The 14,658-nt window shown below is 64.1% G+C and carries 16 protein-coding genes; 5 read left to right on the top strand and 11 right to left on the bottom strand.

The features are described from left to right. The first annotated feature begins 17 nt into the window (after window positions 1-17). Window positions 18-428: a GNAT family N-acetyltransferase gene (locus DYZ14_RS17100; RefSeq protein WP_154721808.1), complete on the top strand. Its 411-nt coding sequence runs from the start codon at window positions 18-20 to the stop codon at window positions 426-428. On the opposite strand, the gene DYZ14_RS17095 is transcribed toward DYZ14_RS17100, so the two are convergent. Beyond that, entirely contained in the window at window positions 412-1,386 is a 975-nt protein-coding gene (locus DYZ14_RS17095; protein ID WP_154721804.1) for a LysR family transcriptional regulator, read from the bottom strand. The two genes, DYZ14_RS17100 and DYZ14_RS17095, sit on opposite strands and share 17 nt — an antisense overlap. Before the next feature lie 97 nt (window positions 1,387-1,483). Here DYZ14_RS17095 and DYZ14_RS17090 point away from each other — a divergent pair, with 97 nt between their 5' ends. Then, window positions 1,484-2,458: an MBL fold metallo-hydrolase gene (locus DYZ14_RS17090; protein WP_154721803.1), complete on the top strand. Its 975-nt coding sequence runs from the start codon at window positions 1,484-1,486 to the stop codon at window positions 2,456-2,458. Here the strand turns inward: DYZ14_RS17090 and DYZ14_RS17085 are convergent. Beyond that, window positions 2,436-3,011, bottom strand: a complete 576-nt coding sequence (locus DYZ14_RS17085; protein WP_154721802.1) for a GNAT family N-acetyltransferase — start codon at window positions 3,009-3,011, stop codon at window positions 2,436-2,438. The genes DYZ14_RS17090 and DYZ14_RS17085 overlap by 23 nt on opposite strands. Before the next feature lie 259 nt (window positions 3,012-3,270). On the opposite strand from DYZ14_RS17085, the gene DYZ14_RS17080 reads away from it, so the two are divergent. Further along, window positions 3,271-4,281, top strand: a complete 1,011-nt coding sequence (locus DYZ14_RS17080; RefSeq protein ID WP_154721801.1) for a glutathione S-transferase family protein — start codon at window positions 3,271-3,273, stop codon at window positions 4,279-4,281. Here DYZ14_RS17080 and DYZ14_RS17075 read toward each other — a convergent pair. Then, complete coding sequence (locus DYZ14_RS17075; RefSeq protein ID WP_154721800.1) at window positions 4,259-4,750, bottom strand: NUDIX domain-containing protein; 492 nt, start codon at window positions 4,748-4,750, stop codon at window positions 4,259-4,261. The genes DYZ14_RS17080 and DYZ14_RS17075 overlap by 23 nt on opposite strands. A gap of 41 nt (window positions 4,751-4,791) precedes the next feature. Between DYZ14_RS17075 and DYZ14_RS17070 the strand changes: the two genes are divergently transcribed. Next, window positions 4,792-5,700, top strand: coding sequence for a metallophosphoesterase family protein (locus DYZ14_RS17070; RefSeq protein WP_154721799.1), 909 nt, complete (start codon window positions 4,792-4,794; stop codon window positions 5,698-5,700). A 3-nt stretch (window positions 5,701-5,703) separates the two neighbouring features. On the opposite strand, the gene DYZ14_RS17065 is transcribed toward DYZ14_RS17070, so the two are convergent. The 8 genes from DYZ14_RS17065 to DYZ14_RS17030 all read right to left on the bottom strand — a co-directional run bounded on the left by DYZ14_RS17065 (window position 5,704) and on the right by DYZ14_RS17030 (window position 13,104). Further along, window positions 5,704-6,366, bottom strand: coding sequence for a CerR family C-terminal domain-containing protein (locus tag DYZ14_RS17065; RefSeq protein ID WP_154721798.1), 663 nt, complete (start codon window positions 6,364-6,366; stop codon window positions 5,704-5,706). 53 nt (window positions 6,367-6,419) lie between these two features. Further along, window positions 6,420-7,217, bottom strand: a complete 798-nt coding sequence (locus tag DYZ14_RS17060) for an alpha/beta fold hydrolase (RefSeq protein WP_154721797.1) — start codon at window positions 7,215-7,217, stop codon at window positions 6,420-6,422. 3 nt (window positions 7,218-7,220) lie between these two features. Continuing rightward, the gene (leuA, locus tag DYZ14_RS17055; protein ID WP_154721796.1) at window positions 7,221-8,948 is read right to left on the bottom strand and encodes a 2-isopropylmalate synthase; all 1,728 of its coding nucleotides are present in this window, start codon (window positions 8,946-8,948) and stop codon (window positions 7,221-7,223) included. A gap of 324 nt (window positions 8,949-9,272) precedes the next feature. Then, window positions 9,273-9,515, bottom strand: a complete 243-nt coding sequence (gene brnA / locus DYZ14_RS17050) for a type II toxin-antitoxin system BrnA family antitoxin (protein ID WP_154721795.1) — start codon at window positions 9,513-9,515, stop codon at window positions 9,273-9,275. Next, entirely contained in the window at window positions 9,505-9,768 is a 264-nt protein-coding gene (locus DYZ14_RS17045; RefSeq protein ID WP_154721794.1) for a BrnT family toxin, read from the bottom strand. The genes brnA and DYZ14_RS17045 overlap by 11 nt, the downstream gene beginning before the upstream one ends. Before the next feature lie 39 nt (window positions 9,769-9,807). Then, entirely contained in the window at window positions 9,808-10,986 is a 1,179-nt protein-coding gene (locus DYZ14_RS17040; RefSeq protein WP_154721793.1) for a benzoate/H(+) symporter BenE family transporter, read from the bottom strand. A 198-nt stretch (window positions 10,987-11,184) separates the two neighbouring features. Continuing rightward, window positions 11,185-12,339 carry a hypothetical protein gene (locus tag DYZ14_RS17035; RefSeq protein ID WP_154721792.1) on the bottom strand — a complete coding sequence of 385 codons (1,155 nt, stop codon included), beginning with the start codon at window positions 12,337-12,339 and terminating at the stop codon, window positions 11,185-11,187. Between the two features lie 183 nt (window positions 12,340-12,522). Continuing rightward, window positions 12,523-13,104, bottom strand: coding sequence for an ATP-dependent Clp protease proteolytic subunit (locus tag DYZ14_RS17030; RefSeq protein ID WP_154721791.1), 582 nt, complete (start codon window positions 13,102-13,104; stop codon window positions 12,523-12,525). Between the two features lie 198 nt (window positions 13,105-13,302). Between DYZ14_RS17030 and DYZ14_RS17025 the strand changes: the two genes are divergently transcribed. After that, the gene (locus DYZ14_RS17025; RefSeq protein ID WP_154721790.1) at window positions 13,303-14,649 is read left to right on the top strand and encodes an HD-GYP domain-containing protein; all 1,347 of its coding nucleotides are present in this window, start codon (window positions 13,303-13,305) and stop codon (window positions 14,647-14,649) included. Window positions 14,650-14,658: the final 9 nt, after the last annotated feature.

The raw sequence follows: 14,658 nt of genomic DNA, 5'->3' as shown, positions 1-14,658 counted from the left end.
CCCTTACCCCATGCCCCATCCTCCCCCTCTCCGACACCGTCCCCGACGACGCCCGTGAAACCATCCTTTCCGGGATCAAGGCGCACAACAATGCCCTGCTCGGGCCGACCGACCGGCGCGACCTGTTCATTCCGCTGACCAATGCGGAAGGACGGGTCGAGGGCGGCCTTGTCGCCTATACCGGGCGCGGCTGGCTCTATGTGGAAATGCTGTTCGTGCCGGAGCATCGGCGCGGCCAGGGGCTGGCCGGTGCGCTGCTGCAAAGGGCGGAGGACGAGGCGAAGGCGCGCGGCTGCAAGGGTGCCTATATCGACACGATCAATCCCGACGCCCGCCGTGCCTATGAGCGGCAGGGCTACAAGACCTTCGGCAGCATCGACAATTTCACCGGCGACTACGCCATCACCTGGCTCATGAAGCGATTTTAAGGCTGGTTGTCATTGTCGTGGCCGGCGTCACCGTCAGGGTCTCGCTCATCACCTCGCGGATCTGCTGGCGCAGCCAGCGCCCGGCAAGATCGTTGTCGGAATGGGTCGGCCAGACCATGGCGACCGGAAGGAACCGCAAGGTCAGCGGCACCGGGCTGGTGACAAGTCCCAGCAGCGGCCCGTAGCGCTGGGCGATGCGCGCCGAGACCGTGGCGATCACCGGGCTGATACGCGCCGTGGCCAGAACCGACATGAAATCGGGCGCAGCCGTGACGATGTTCAACTCCACGCCGGCAAATTCCAGCGCTTCCTTGATGCAGCCGTGCAGGCTTTCCGTTTGCGAGATGACGGCGTGGTCGGCTGCCAGATAGGCCTCGATGGACACGGGGTTATCCAGCTTGAGCAGTTGAGGATTGTAGCAGCAGGCCACCTCGGCGTCGAACAGCACTTCGCAGATCCGCCGGCTCGCCTGCGCATAGGTGCAGCCGACGGCAAGATCGATGGCACCGCCGTCGAGCATCCGGTCCACCTCGTCCGGCTGGCAGCCGCGCGCCAGCACCTTGATACCCGGCGCCAGCCGGCGCAGCCGCGCCGTCAGGTCCGGAAGCAGTAACAGCTCCACCTCCGCCGACATGCCGACGCGCACGACGCGCTGCTCGGTCGCCGGATCGAACATATCGGCCGCCGTCAGCGCCGTCTGCGCCTGCTTCAGCGCCTGGCGGATCGGCCCCGACAAGCTACGCGCCCGCACCGTCGGCTGCATGGTCTGGCCATTGCGCAGGAACAGCTCGTCCTGAAACAGCACCCGGAGCGTCGAGAGCGCATGGCTCATCGCCGGCTGCTGGATCTTCAGCCGCCGCGCCGCCTTGGTCACGCTGCCCTCCGCCATCAGGGCATCGAAGGCCACCAGAAGGTTGAGGTCGAAGGAACGCAGATTGAAATGATCGATAGTGTCCATGAGCCGCATCGATTTGATTGCTGACCCCGCCATAGATACCTGTTTGAAAGGTTCTTGCAAGGCCGCCTCGTCCTATCGAACAATCGGGAGTGCCACCATGCACACACGTCGATCCATTCTGAAAACTGCCGGCACCGCGGTGCTGGCCGCCGGCGCCGCAGCCACCCTGCCGCTGTCGGCCTCTGCCAAGGCGCCGTTTGCGGCGCGCCAGGCACCGGCCTTCTATCGTCTGAACCTCGGCGCCGTCGAGGTCACTGCCCTGTCCGACGGCACCATTTCCCTGCCGCTGGCCAAGCTCTACCGAAACACCACCGAGACAGAGGCAACAGCCGCCCTTGCCGCCGCCTTCCAGGGCAACCCCACGGAGACCTCGGTCAACGCCTTCCTGGTCAACACCGGCGAAAAGCTCGTGCTGATCGATGCCGGCACCGGAAGATACCTGGGACCTTCGCTCGGCCATCTCGTCGCCAATATCGAGGCCTCCGGCTACAGCGCCGCCGATATCGATGACGTGATTCTCACCCATGTCCACACCGACCATTCCGGCGGTCTGGCCATCGAAGGCAAGCGCGTCTTTGAAAACGCCACCCTGCATGTCAACCAGCGCGAGGCGGCGTTCTGGCGGGATCCAGCCGAACGGCAGAAGGCGGCGGAGGCAATCAAGACGCAATTCACTGAGGCCCATGCCGCCCTGACACCCTATATCGACGCGGGCCGTTTCGAGACCTTCGCCGACGACGGCGATGTTCTGCCTGGTTTCGGGTCGATCCTCAGGGCCGGCCATACGGCAGGCCACAGCGCCATCGTGGTGGAAAGCCAGGGCAGCAAGATCGTCTTCTGGGGCGACATCACCCATGGCGACGTTCTGCAGTTCGACCAGCCGGATGTGACAATCGAATTTGATCACGACAAGGACGCTGCGATCGCCGCACGGGCCAAAGCCTTCGACGAGGCGGTGGCCGAGGGCTATCTGGTCGCCGGCGCCCATATCGCGTTTCCCGGCATCGGGCATGTCAGGCGCGACGACAGCAATTTCGACTGGGTGCCGGTCAACTACGACTCGACACTTTGAAACGATAAGCCGGGCGGCCCTGCGTGGCCGCCTCGCACTCCCAACCGTCATCCGCCGGGCGCCAGGCGATCGGCCCTTTCAGACGCTCGTGTACGTCGACGCCGAGCGGCACGACCAGCACGCGCGCCGGATCGACCGGACCCGGAAAATCCAGCGCCTTCCAGGCCACCTTTTCGAAGCCGAGCGGCATGTAATACGGCGGATCGCCGATCAGGATGACGGCTTCGGAGCCGGCGCGGCGCGCCGCCTCGATGGCGATGCGCACCAGTTCCCGGCCAATCCCCCGGTTCTTGTGCGAGGGACGGACGGCGAGCGGCCCGAGCAGATGGCCCTTGACCGTCCCAGCCATCACCGGGGTCATGCGCACCGAGGCGATGGTCTCGCCGTCGTCGGCGCAGATGAAGGACAGGTGCCGGTCATGCGGCCCCTGCTCGCGGATGCGGGCGGCGGCGCGGGTATGCCGGCCGGGGCCGAAAGCTTCTTCGTTGATGTGTTCGATGACCGCGTCGTGCGACGCATCCTCGGTGAGGTAGACAAGACCGTTGTTTTTCATGGATGACCGGACCGTAAGGACAGACGGAGATATGGGTTCTCGACAACGCCGCAAGGGCGTTCGGGAAGCATCAGCGTCGTCGCAAGGTCCGTCGTGCGGTCATGGAATAAGGGTCATCCGTTTTTGCGAAATCCCGGATAGCAGCAAATTTTCCGGCCGTCCAATGGAAAAACGCAGTGTTCACCCCTTGGCATCTCCCAATATCCGCGCCGAGGCGTATCTATGGAGCAGGACATGAACAACTCACAGGAGAGCGCCGATGGGCATGCTCGTTGACGGCGTCTGGCACGACGTCTGGTATGACACGAAATCCACCGCCGGCCGCTTCGAGCGCTCCAGGGCGCAGTTTCGCAACTGGGTCACCGCCGACGGTACCGCCGGCCCGACGGGCACCGGCGGGTTCAAGGCCGAGGCAGGGCGCTACCATCTCTATGTGTCGCTCGCCTGTCCCTGGGCGCATCGCACGCTGATCTTCCGCAGGCTCAAAGGGCTGGAGGACCTGATCTCGCTGTCGATCGTCGATCCGCTGATGCTCGAAAACGGCTGGGAATTCCACGACCGCGACGGCGCGAGCGTCGACCACCTGTTCGGCTCGGACTTTCTCTACCAGATCTACCTGAAGGCCGACCCGAGCTATTCCGGCCGCGTCACCGTGCCGGTGCTGTGGGACAAGCAGACGGGAACGATCGTCTCCAACGAATCCGCCGACATCATCCGCATGTTCAACACTGCCTTCCACGGCCTGACCGGATCGGACAGCGATTACTGTCCCGCCGACCTGCGCCAAGAGATCGATGCGCTCAACGACCGTATCTATGACGCGGTCAACAACGGCGTCTACAAGGCCGGCTTCGCCACCACGCAAGCCGCCTATGAGAGCGCGGTCACGCCGCTCTTTGCCATGCTGGACCAGTTGGAGGAGCGCCTGGCCACTCGCCGTTACCTGTTCGGCGAACGCCTGACCGAAGCCGACTGGCGGCTGTTCACCACTCTGGTGCGCTTCGATCCGGTCTATGTCGGCCACTTCAAGTGCAACATCCGCCGGATCGCCGACTATCCGAACCTCTCGGCCTATGTCCGCGATCTCTATCAGACGCCGGGCGTGGCCGAGACGGTGAACATCCGCCACATCAAGCACCACTACTACCGCAGCCACAAGACCATCAATCCGACCGGCATCGTGCCCGTCGGCCCTGCCCTCGACCTGGACCGTCCGCATGGGCGGGAAGCGTTGTCGGAGACGGAGCTTACCACACGTCGGCGGGCTTGACCTCGCCGCTCAACTCCGCCAGCCGCCGCAGCGTGGCGGAGGTCACGTCCTTCGGCAGGTCGCGCGGATTAAAGAAACCGGACTCGACGATTTCGCGATCGGCAACCCGCGGCGCCGTCTGGATCACCTCGGTGCGATAGAGCAGCACATGATCGCGCGGGCTGATGCGCCGGTTGAAATAGACATGGAAAAGCTGCGGCGGCGCGGTGAGCTCCAGATTGCCCTCCTCCCGCAATTCCTTTTCCAGCGCCGCCAGGGCCGTCTCGTTCCGTTCGACGCCGCCGCCCGGCATGTACCAGCCGGGCACATAGGAGTGACGCACGAGAAAAATCTCGCCTTGCGGGTTGAAGCAGGCGGCCCGCACGCCGAGCGTCATGCCCCGCGACAGGGCGAAATAGCTGTGCAGCACCTTCAGCAACAGGCGCCGGCGAAATCCGGTCCGCTCATCCAGGCCGATTGGCTGGTTCATTCTTCTTGCTCCCGTCACGCCGCGTCTTTAAGAGTGGCGCCATGTTCAAACTCGCGCATATATCCGATGTTCACTTAGGTCCGCTCCCGAACCTGACCATCCGCGAATTGGCCTCCAAGCGCATCACCGGCTATGTGAACTGGCACCGCAATAGGCGCAAGCATCTTTTCACCAACGCGCTGGATCTGGTGATGGAGGACCTGCGCCGGCACGAGCCCGACCACCTGGCGATCACCGGCGACATGGTCAATCTCGCCTCCGGCATCGAAATCCGTCTCGTCGCCCAATGGCTGCGCGAGGCCGGTGCGCCGCTCGACACCTCGGTGGTTCCCGGCAATCACGACGCCTATGTGCCCGGCGCGCACGACAAGGCGGTGCAGGCCTGGTACGACTACATGCGCGGCGATGACGACCCGCTGATCTGGCGGGAAGGCTACAAGCTGTTTCCCTATATCCGCCGCCGTGGCCCCGTGGCGATGATCGGCTGTTCCACCTCGATCGCCACGCCCCCCTTCTCCGCCACCGGCTATTTTAGCGCCCGCCAGGCGCGCGAGACCGCCGCCCTGCTCAAGGCCGCCGGCGAGGAAGGCCTGTTCCGCGTGGTGATGATCCATCATCCGCCGATCCGCGGGGCCGCCGCCTCGCACAAGCGCATGATCGGCATTCGTCGCTTCGCCGCAGCGGTCTCCCTGGGCGGCGCCGAACTGGTGCTGCACGGGCACACCCATCTCAACACGCTCTATTGGCTGGAGGGGCGCGAAAAGCGCGTGCCGGTCGTCGGCATCGCCTCGGCTTCGCAAGGTCCCGGTGCCCCGAAACCGCCGGCCGGCTACAATCTCTTTTCGGTCAGTGGCGAGCCCGGTGCCTGGCAGCTGAAATGGGACCGCTACGCCCTGGTCGACGCCGCCGTCAAACTGCGCCACGAGCATCACCAGATTCTTCTTGGCTGACGCTCAGCGGTGGTTCTGTGCGCGGTGGCGCTCGACGATCGCCCGAAGATTGTCGGAAAAGACGGCAATGGCGGCCTGCGCCTCGTCGACCCCGAAGCCCGCCCAGCCCATGCGCTTGACCACGACCGGCTTGCAGATGCGGAAGAAGACCGACTGGCCGAGGAGCGAGAAGACCGTCAGCGCATAGGCCTCGGGCGCCTCGGGCCGTCCCACCGCTATGGCGAACAACTGGCAGAAACGCTCGTGCAACGGTCTTGCCATCCGCTCGTAGAGCAGGCCATCGACCTCACCCGGAACGATCATCTCCCGGGTCATGAAGGTGGAAAGCAGGTCGGCGTCGGGGCGCGAGGCGCCGATCCGCATCATCGTGCCGACCATGCCGTCCAGCATGTCCAGCGCCTCATCCGCAGTGAGAGCCGCCGGCAGCGACTGGCTGAGCGAAGGACCAAGGCTCTCATGCACGATCCCGATCACATGCTCGATACAGGCCTTGCGCAGGCCGGGCTTGCCGCCGAAGTGGTAGGCGATGCTGCCGATATTGGCGGCGGCATGGTCGGCGATCTGCCGTGTCGACACGGCGTCATAACCATGATTGCCGAACAGTTCGAGCGCAGCCGAAATCAGCGATGCCCGCGTCGCGGCCGCCCCCGATGCCTGTCTGACCATGCCTGCCTCCGCAAAAAAATCATTCGATTGATTAATTCGGGCAGCGTTCTCGGTCAACCGGCGGGATTGTCGCGGCCGATGGCCGTCGCCTCGCCGAGCAGTTCGGCGATCCGCGCCGGATATTCTTCCACCAGCATGTGTCCGGCGGTGGCGATCCGCGTCAGCGCGATATTGCCGGGCAGTCGCTCCGCCTGCCAGCAGGGCAGGATGCAGTCCTCGCCGCCCCAGACCACGCGGATCGGCATGGTCAATGCGGCCAGCGCCCCCAGCGGCAGTTCGCCCTGTAGCCGTTCACCGTTCGGTGCGACAAAGGTGATCGCCTCGAAGATCTGCTCGAGCGCCTCGCGGGCGCCGGGCAGGTGGCGGACCGCCAGCATGTCGTCGACCAGGTCGTCGTCGATGGAGGCATTGAAGCCGGCCATCCCCTCCAGCGCCCAGATCAGGTCTAAATGGGTCTCGGCCTGCGCGTAATGGGACAGCAGGCGGTGATTGATCGCCGGGCCGAACCCGCCGGGCGCGAGCAGCGTCGCGCTCAAGACCCGCTTCTGCTCCCGAAGAGCCAGAAGCGCTGCGGTCGCGCCGCCGAGCGAATGCCCGGCGACGTGGAAGGTGGTGACGCCGCGCAGGTCGAGGTCGTTGCGGATGGCCTTGGCCATCTTACCGGCCCCGCCGATGCCGTCGGCATGCAGCGAGCCGGCATGGCCGGGCATGTCATAGGCGATCACCGGCTGGGCGGCTTCGAGCCCGGCCACGACCTTTTTCCAGGTGAAGGCGCCGCCGCCGAAACCGTGCAGCAGCACGAGCGGCGGTGTCTTCCTGATGTCTCCGGCGACGATCGCGTTCAACGCCATGGTTCAGCCCTTCGCAGCACGATCTTCGAGCACCCGGTTTGCCGCCGAGACGATCGCCTCGAGCGAAGCGGCGACGATGTTGGTATTGATGCCGACGCCGAACAGTTTGCCATCCGGGTGCACCACCTCGACATAGGCAATCGCCGAGGCGTTGGAGCCATGCTGCAGCGAATGCTCCGAATAGTCGGCGACCGAGAGCTCGATGCCGAGATAGGTCGACAGCGCATTGATGAAGCCGTCGATCGGCCCTGTCCCCTGTCCTTCGATCCGCCTGGTCTCGCCGCCATCGGTGATCTCGGCGGCGACGATGCGCCGTCCCTTCTGCGCCGGATCGGCATAGGTGTGGTGATCGACATATTTCAGGCGCCCGCCGGGTTGCTCGACATAGCGTTCGATGAAGCGCTCGTAGATCCGCTTCGAGGGCAGCTCTACACCCTCCTCGTCGGTGATGCGCTGGATGTCCTCGCGGAACTCCACCTGCAGGGCGCGCGGCATGTTGATGCCGTAGTCTTCCTGCAGGATGTAGGCGATACCGCCCTTGCCCGACTGCGAGTTGATGCGGATGATCGCCTCGTAGGTCCGGCCGACGTCCTGCGGGTCGATCGGCAGATACGGCACTTCCCACAGGGGAGAATTGGCCGTGCGCCGCGCCTTCATGCCCTTGTTGATCGCATCCTGGTGCGAGCCGGAAAACGCGGTATAGACCAGCTCGCCGACGTAAGGGTGGCGCTCCGGAATGGTCATCTGGTTCGAATATTCATAGACCGCCTTGATCCGCTCGATATCGGAGCAATCCAGCTTGGGATCGACGCCCTGGGTGAACATGTTGAGCGCCAGCGTGACGATGTCGACATTGCCGGTCCGCTCGCCATTGCCGAACAGCGTGCCTTCGACGCGGTCGGCGCCGGCCATCAGCCCCAGTTCGGTCGCTGCAATCCCGGTGCCGCGGTCGTTATGCGGATGCAGCGAGATGATGACGTTTTCGCGATTGTCGATGTTGCGGCACATCCACTCGATCTGGTCGGCATAGATGTTCGGCGTCGCCATCTCGACGGTCGACGGCAGGTTCAGGATCAGCTTGTTGTCCGGCGTCGGCTTGATGATGTCGATGACGGCATTGGAAATCTCCAGCGCCACGTCCAGCTCAGTGCCGGTAAAGCTCTCCGGCGAATATTCGAAGCGGAAGCCGCCATTCGCACCGGTGGCAGCCTTTGCCGCCATGTCGGTGATCATCTTCGCCGCATCGACGGCGATCTGCTTGATGCCGGCGACATCCTTGCCGAACACCACGCGGCGCTGCAGCTCACTGGTCGAATTGTAGAAATGGATGATCGGCCGGTGCGCGCCTTCCAGCGCCTCGAAGGTCCGGGTGATCAGTTCCGGACGGCACTGCACCAGCACCTGCAGCGACACGTCGTCGGGCACGTTGCCTTCCTCGACGCACCAGCGGGCAAAGTCGAAATCGGTCTGCGAGGCGGACGGGAAACCGATCTCGATTTCCTTGAAGCCCATGTCCAGCAACAGCTGAAACATGCGCGCCTTGCGGTCGTGGCCCATCGGATTGACCAGCGACTGGTTGCCGTCGCGCAGGTCCACCGAGCACCAGATCGGCGCCTTGGTGATAGTTTTCGACGGCCAGGTGCGGTCCTTGATGTCGATCTGCGGATAAGGGTGGTACTTGGTCGCTGCTTCGGGCATGCCCTTCATACCGGCACCGGATTTCATGCTCATGTCGTTCATCTCTTCCTCTTCCGCACTTGCCCGGCTCTTAGCGCATCAAGCGCGGTTTTGCGACGGCAAATGCTGGCCCATGGTCGGCCAAATAGTCCAAAGTTCAGGGATTTGATCAGAGGAGCTGTGCCATGCGGCTATCCGGCCGCCGAGCGCTCCTCAAAGGACCCGGCAACCGCGGATAAGGGTAAGAAGAAGCGAGTTTGGCACCGACGCGACAAAGCCGGCCGCAGAGCGGTCAGCCTTCAGGGTCGCAAACATGGTCGAGCCGAAACGGGTCATGGTGAAAAGAGATAACGTGCGGCGGCAGATCGCGCAAGTCCGTTATTCAGCGGCGGTGCGTTGCCGAGGCTCAACGCGATCCGCCAGCCAGATGGTGATCAGCGATTGCCGGGAGACACCCAGTCGCAACGCCTCCTGATCGAGACGGTTGACCAGCCATCGCGGCAGGCTGAGATCGACATCGACGGGCACCAGATTGGGACGCTCGGCCTGTTCCAGATCGAAATACTGGAGAACGTCTTCTTTACCCTCGTCAAAAAGGCGGTCCAGATCCTTAGCCTTCATAGATTTCCACCTCCAGCCTGCGGGCACGACGCGCGGAAATGATCCGCACCGTATCGCCGCGATAGACGAATATCACCACCCAATAGGCTCCATCCAAGAGGCCGATCGCCATGCGACGCTCCTCGCCATCCTCGTCGCGCGACAACAGGATGAGCAGTGACGGATCGCGCCAGAGGGCTTGCGCCCCGATGAAATCAAGCCCGTGTTTGCGCCAGTTACCTTCGCTCTTCGCGGGATCGAATTCGAACTCCATGTCTTATTTTAGCACGGACCAAGCCCGATTTCCACGGAATCAACCTCGTCTCGCAAGCCGCAACACGCCCAGCATCAGTCCGCCTGCCACCAGTCCCCAGAATGCACCGGAAACACCGGCGAAGGAGACGCCGGAGGCGGTGATCAGGAAGGTGACGGCCGCCGCCTCGCGGGTTTCCGGCTCCTTGAATGCGGCAACGGCAGAGCCGGAAAACGCGCCGATCAGCGCCAGGCCTGCCACCGCCTGGATCAGGATCGGCGGCGCGAGCGAGACGAAGGCGGTGACCGCGCCGGCCAGAAGACCGAACACGATATAGCCGACGCCGCCGATGATCGCCGCCCAGTAGCGCTTCTTCGGATCCGGATGGGCGTCCTCGCCGGCACACATCGCCGCGGTGATCGCCGCCAGGTTGACGGCATGGCCGCCGAACGGCGCCGAAAACAGCGAGAACAGCCCGGTGACGGCAAACAGCGGCCCCGGATTGGGGTTATAGTGGTTGACCTTGAGCACGGCGATGCCGGGGATGTTCTGCGAAGCCATGGTGACGATGAACAGCGGCAGCGCGATCGAGATGAGCGCAGGCAAGGTGAACTCCGGCGCGACGAGTTCGATCGGCGGCGCGAGCGACTGCGTCCAGGTCGCCATCGCGCCTTCCGGCAGATCGACACCGAACATCATCACGATGACGAAGGCGAGCAATGCCGCCGGCACGGCATAGAGCCGCTTGAAGGCCAGCACCGCCGCCCAGGCGACGAGGATCGGCAGGCCGAGCGCCGGATCGAAGGCAATTGCCTTGAACGGGGCGAAGCAGAGGCCGAGGATGACGCCCGACAGCATGGCATTGGCCAGCGGCGCCGGGATCGCGGCGACCGCCCGGCCGAGCGGCCGGAACAGCCCGGCGATCACGATCAGCACGCCGCAGACCAGGAAGGCGCCGACGGCGGCGGCAAATCCGCCCTCCACAGTGCCGGCGGTCGCCAACAGCGCCGCCCCCGGTGTCGACCAGGCGATCGATACCGGCAGTTTCGTCCAGGCGCTGAGCACGATGGCGCAGAGCCCCATCGACACCGACAAGGCCATCAACCCGGAGGCTGCCTGATAATCGGTCGCCCCCACGCCCTTGAGGCCTTGCAACACCACGGCAAACGAACTGGCGAACCCGACAAAGGCGGTCAGGCAACCCATGAAAAAGCTTTGGAACGAAAGGTCCTTGAACATCGAAAGCCCGGATAAGCGAGAATGACAATCGCCCACCAACAGCAAAGATAGGTTCCATTGGCAAGCCGGGCGCGCGCAAAACCGTTACGGCAACGCGCAATCAGGGGTCAAAGGCACACCTTGGCCTGGAGATCGGCGTCGTGCCTGCGCCGGACACCAGAGCCCGGCGCGGAAGGCCCGGCCATGGCCCTTTCCGGTTCAATTGTCCGGCGCCGCCAGCCGGAAGCTCATCACCGCGTCGTGAACGCGCTTGCGCCCCTTCTCGTCCCCGAGAAAGTGATAGCCGACGACGGTATAGCCGCGCTTCTTGTAAACGACATAGGCGGCAATGCTCTGCACGGTCGCGCCGCTCACCTCGCCCTGGTATTGGCGCATCACCACCGTCATCTTGGGCAGGCCGACGCCCGGATGTTCGCCCGCCGGTTTGGCGAGCCGCTCGTTCATGAAGAAGATCTTGTCCGCCAGGTTTTCCTCCCAGGCATCGGCGAAATCCTTGGACTTGGTTGCCTGGTCGAGATCGAGCGCCCAGACGATCACGCCCTCCACCCGGTCCGGATGGCGCATGTCGAGTGAATAGGGTTCAGACGCGTCGATCTCGCTCGACCAGATGCGCGGCACGGCGATCCAGAAGCCGCGGTCGGAATTGCGCCGCCAGACGATGGTGTCCTCGTCATCCGAAACATCCGGCGCGTCGGCGGTCTCCTCGTCCTTGCTTTCTGGCTTGGGCGCGGCGGTTTCGGCCTGCGGCTTCTCTTCCGGCGCCTGCGGCTTTTCTTCCTCCGCCTGCGGTTTGCCGGCCGCCGGTTCGGCGATTTCGAGGGTCGCGGTGCAGTTCTCGAACACCTTGAGATATTCGTCGAAGATGCCGTCCGGCGCCGAATAGGACATCAGCAGGAAATTGCGCGGCGCCGTCACCACCATCTGGATGTGGTTGTAGTCGCGCTCCTTGCCCGCCGTGTCCGCGGTTCGGTAGCTGGCGATCAGGAACGGCGCCTGCTGGCCGGCGGTCGGAACCGCCCCTTCGGTGCGGATGCGCCCCTGCGGCGCGGCGAGCAACTGCCCCTTCAGCCTCTCAAGCTGCGCCTTGGCGGTCTTTTCCGCCGTCTGTTCCCGGTCGATCACCTGCACGATGATCGTCGCCTCCCGTGCCGTGCCGCTTAAGCCCGAAAACACGCGGTCGCCATTCTTGGCCTCCTGGAAGTCCCAGTCCGAGGGAAAGTTGCAGGAAAAGCCCGAATTGTCCTTGTAGGTGCGGAACACGGTTTCCTGTGCGCCGACCGGAACCGCGGCTGCAATCAGCAGACAGGCGACCAGAAACAGGCGCTGCATGATAGTCTCGGCGAAACGTCCCATCGATTTCCACTCCCATTCTCACCCGACCTTATTAGCCCGGTGGAATGAGTCAAACGATATGGCGCTCGACCTTGGTCGGACGCCTGCCACGCAGGCGGGGTGGCTCGGCTGACGTCGCCGCACGAAAAAGCCCCCGCCGGCGAATACCGGCGAGGGCTCTCAATCTCGGTCTCGTGCCGCAGTTCAGACTTCCGACTGCGTCTCGACGATCTTGCCGACCAGGCCGTAGTCCTTGGCTTCCTCGGCCGACAGCCAGTAGTCGCGGTCGATATCCTTGGCGATCTTCTCTTCCGACTGGCCGGTTGCCTTGGCGAAGATCTTGATCAGGCGCTGGTTCATCTTGATGATCTCGCGGGCCTGGATCTCGATGTCGGAGGCCATGCCGCGGGTGCCGCCCGAGGGTTGGTGCAGCAGGAAGCGGGTGTTCGGCAGGCAGAGGCGACGTTCCTTCGGCACCGATGCATAGATCAGCGCGCCGGCGGAAGCGACCCAACCCGTGCCGATGATGATGACCTTCGGCTTGATGAACTTGATCATGTCGTGGATCGAGTCACCCGATTCGACGTGACCGCCCGGCGAATTGACATAGACGCGGATGTCGCCGTCGGAGGCGGCGGCAAGCGCCACCAGCTGGGTGCAGACCTTCTGCGCCAGTTCCTGGGTGATCCCGCCATAGATGAAGATCGAACGCGACTTGAAGAGGTTCGCTTCCGTTTCCTTGCCGAGCGGCAGTTCCTTGCTCTTGTCGTCGTCTTCTTCGTTCATTCGGCAATTCCTCAAGCGTTCGCGTTTCTCTCACCCGCACATAGTGCGACTCATGTCGTAAAACAATGCGGGAAAAAGGGGAAGCACGGAACCGGTGAACAGGGCGTTAGTGCTGCCTGCCCGGGCGGGGTCGAGCATACCTTGCGCATACGCGGCGTTAACGCCGCCGCCTTATAGTGCCTTGCCACAGGGGCTGCCATGACGACACGGATCAGACTTGCGGAAATCATCGAGGCGTTGAGCTGCGCACTCGACATGACCGAGGGCCAGCCTCCCGGCCATTGCATCCGCTGCTGCTGGATCGGCACGGCGATCGGCCGCGAGCTCGGCCTGTCCGACAATGCCTTGCAGGATCTCTATTATACCTTGCTGCTCAAGGACCTCGGCTGCTCCAGCAATGCCGCACGCATTTGCGAACTCTATCTGGCCGACGACCTGACCTTCAAGCAGGACTTCAAGCTCGTCGACGGCTCCCTGCCGCAGATCCTCAGGTTCGTGCTCTCGCATACCGGCATGCAGGCCGGGCTTGCCGAACGGTTTCGCAGCCTGATGCACATCGTCAGGAACGGCGGCGCGATCGCCACCGACCTCATCCAGACCCGCTGCCGGCGCGGCGCCGAAATCGCCCGCCAGATGCGCTTCTCCGAAGCCGTGGCGCGCGGCATTCTCGACCTCGACGAGCATTGGGACGGCGGCGGCCAACCTTCCGGCCTGAAGGGAGCCGCCATTTCGCCCTTCGCCCGCATCGCCCTGCTTTCCCAGGTCATCGACGTGTTCCAGGTGAGCGCCGGACCGGAGGCGGCGATCGCCGAGGTGCGCAAGCGCGCCGGCACATGGTTCGATCCCGCCATGGTCGAAGCCTTCACCCGCATCGCCGCCGACGAGACCTTCTGGACAAAGCTGAATTCGGACGACATCGGGCGGCTGGTGCTGCAGGGCGAACCGGGTCAACAGGTCATCTATGCCGACGAGGACTATCTCGACGACATCGCCGCGGGCTTTGCTCGCGTCATCGATGCCAAGAGCCCCTACACGTCCGGCCACAGTGACCGCGTGGCGCTGTTTACCGACATGATCGCCGAAGAAATAGGCGTGCCGCCGGCAGACCGGCGCCGCCTCAAGCGCGCGGCACTGCTGCACGACATCGGCAAGCTCGGCGTCTCCAATGCCGTGCTCGACAAGCCGGGCAAGCTGGAGGGCGAGGAATGGCAGGCGATGAAGCGCCATGCCGAATATTCCGAGCTGATCCTGTCGCGCATCGGCGCCTTTGCCGAACTCGCCCGCATCGGCGGTGCCCATCACGAGCGTCTCGACGGCAAGGGCTATCCGCGTGGCCTGACCGCGCCCGATCTCGCGCTCGACGTCCGCATCGTCTCGACCGCCGACGTCTTCGATGCCCTCACCGCCGACCGTCCTTACCGCGCCGCCATGCCGGTGGCGAAAGCGCTTGCCATCCTCTGGGAGAACGCCGGCGCAAGCCACGATCCGGACTGCATCGCGGCACTGGAGCGGGCTCTCGCCAAGGCCGAACTCGCCGTCGCCTGAGGCGCCGCG

This window comes from Ciceribacter sp. T2.26MG-112.2, assembly GCF_900492205.1.
GTDB lineage: Bacteria > Pseudomonadota > Alphaproteobacteria > Rhizobiales > Rhizobiaceae > Allorhizobium > Allorhizobium naphthalenivorans_A.
Note: the sequence above shows the minus strand (reverse complement) of the source record. Positions and strands in the feature narration are given on the sequence as shown.

Coding starts and splice junctions, on each gene's coding strand:
- DYZ14_RS17095 (WP_154721804.1), bottom strand. CDS start 1,386: ATGGACACTATCGATCATTTCAATCTGCGTTCCTTCGACCTCAACCTT.
- DYZ14_RS17090 (WP_154721803.1), top strand. CDS start 1,484: ATGCACACACGTCGATCCATTCTGAAAACTGCCGGCACCGCGGTGCTG.
- DYZ14_RS17085 (WP_154721802.1), bottom strand. CDS start 3,011: ATGAAAAACAACGGTCTTGTCTACCTCACCGAGGATGCGTCGCACGAC.
- DYZ14_RS17080 (WP_154721801.1), top strand. CDS start 3,271: ATGGGCATGCTCGTTGACGGCGTCTGGCACGACGTCTGGTATGACACG.
- DYZ14_RS17075 (WP_154721800.1), bottom strand. CDS start 4,750: ATGAACCAGCCAATCGGCCTGGATGAGCGGACCGGATTTCGCCGGCGC.
- DYZ14_RS17070 (WP_154721799.1), top strand. CDS start 4,792: ATGTTCAAACTCGCGCATATATCCGATGTTCACTTAGGTCCGCTCCCG.
- DYZ14_RS17065 (WP_154721798.1), bottom strand. CDS start 6,366: ATGGTCAGACAGGCATCGGGGGCGGCCGCGACGCGGGCATCGCTGATT.
- DYZ14_RS17060 (WP_154721797.1), bottom strand. CDS start 7,217: ATGGCGTTGAACGCGATCGTCGCCGGAGACATCAGGAAGACACCGCCG.
- leuA (WP_154721796.1), bottom strand. CDS start 8,948: ATGAGCATGAAATCCGGTGCCGGTATGAAGGGCATGCCCGAAGCAGCG.
- brnA (WP_154721795.1), bottom strand. CDS start 9,515: ATGAAGGCTAAGGATCTGGACCGCCTTTTTGACGAGGGTAAAGAAGAC.
- DYZ14_RS17045 (WP_154721794.1), bottom strand. CDS start 9,768: ATGGAGTTCGAATTCGATCCCGCGAAGAGCGAAGGTAACTGGCGCAAA.
- DYZ14_RS17040 (WP_154721793.1), bottom strand. CDS start 10,986: ATGTTCAAGGACCTTTCGTTCCAAAGCTTTTTCATGGGTTGCCTGACC.
- DYZ14_RS17035 (WP_154721792.1), bottom strand. CDS start 12,339: ATGGGACGTTTCGCCGAGACTATCATGCAGCGCCTGTTTCTGGTCGCC.
- DYZ14_RS17030 (WP_154721791.1), bottom strand. CDS start 13,104: ATGAACGAAGAAGACGACGACAAGAGCAAGGAACTGCCGCTCGGCAAG.
- DYZ14_RS17025 (WP_154721790.1), top strand. CDS start 13,303: ATGACGACACGGATCAGACTTGCGGAAATCATCGAGGCGTTGAGCTGC.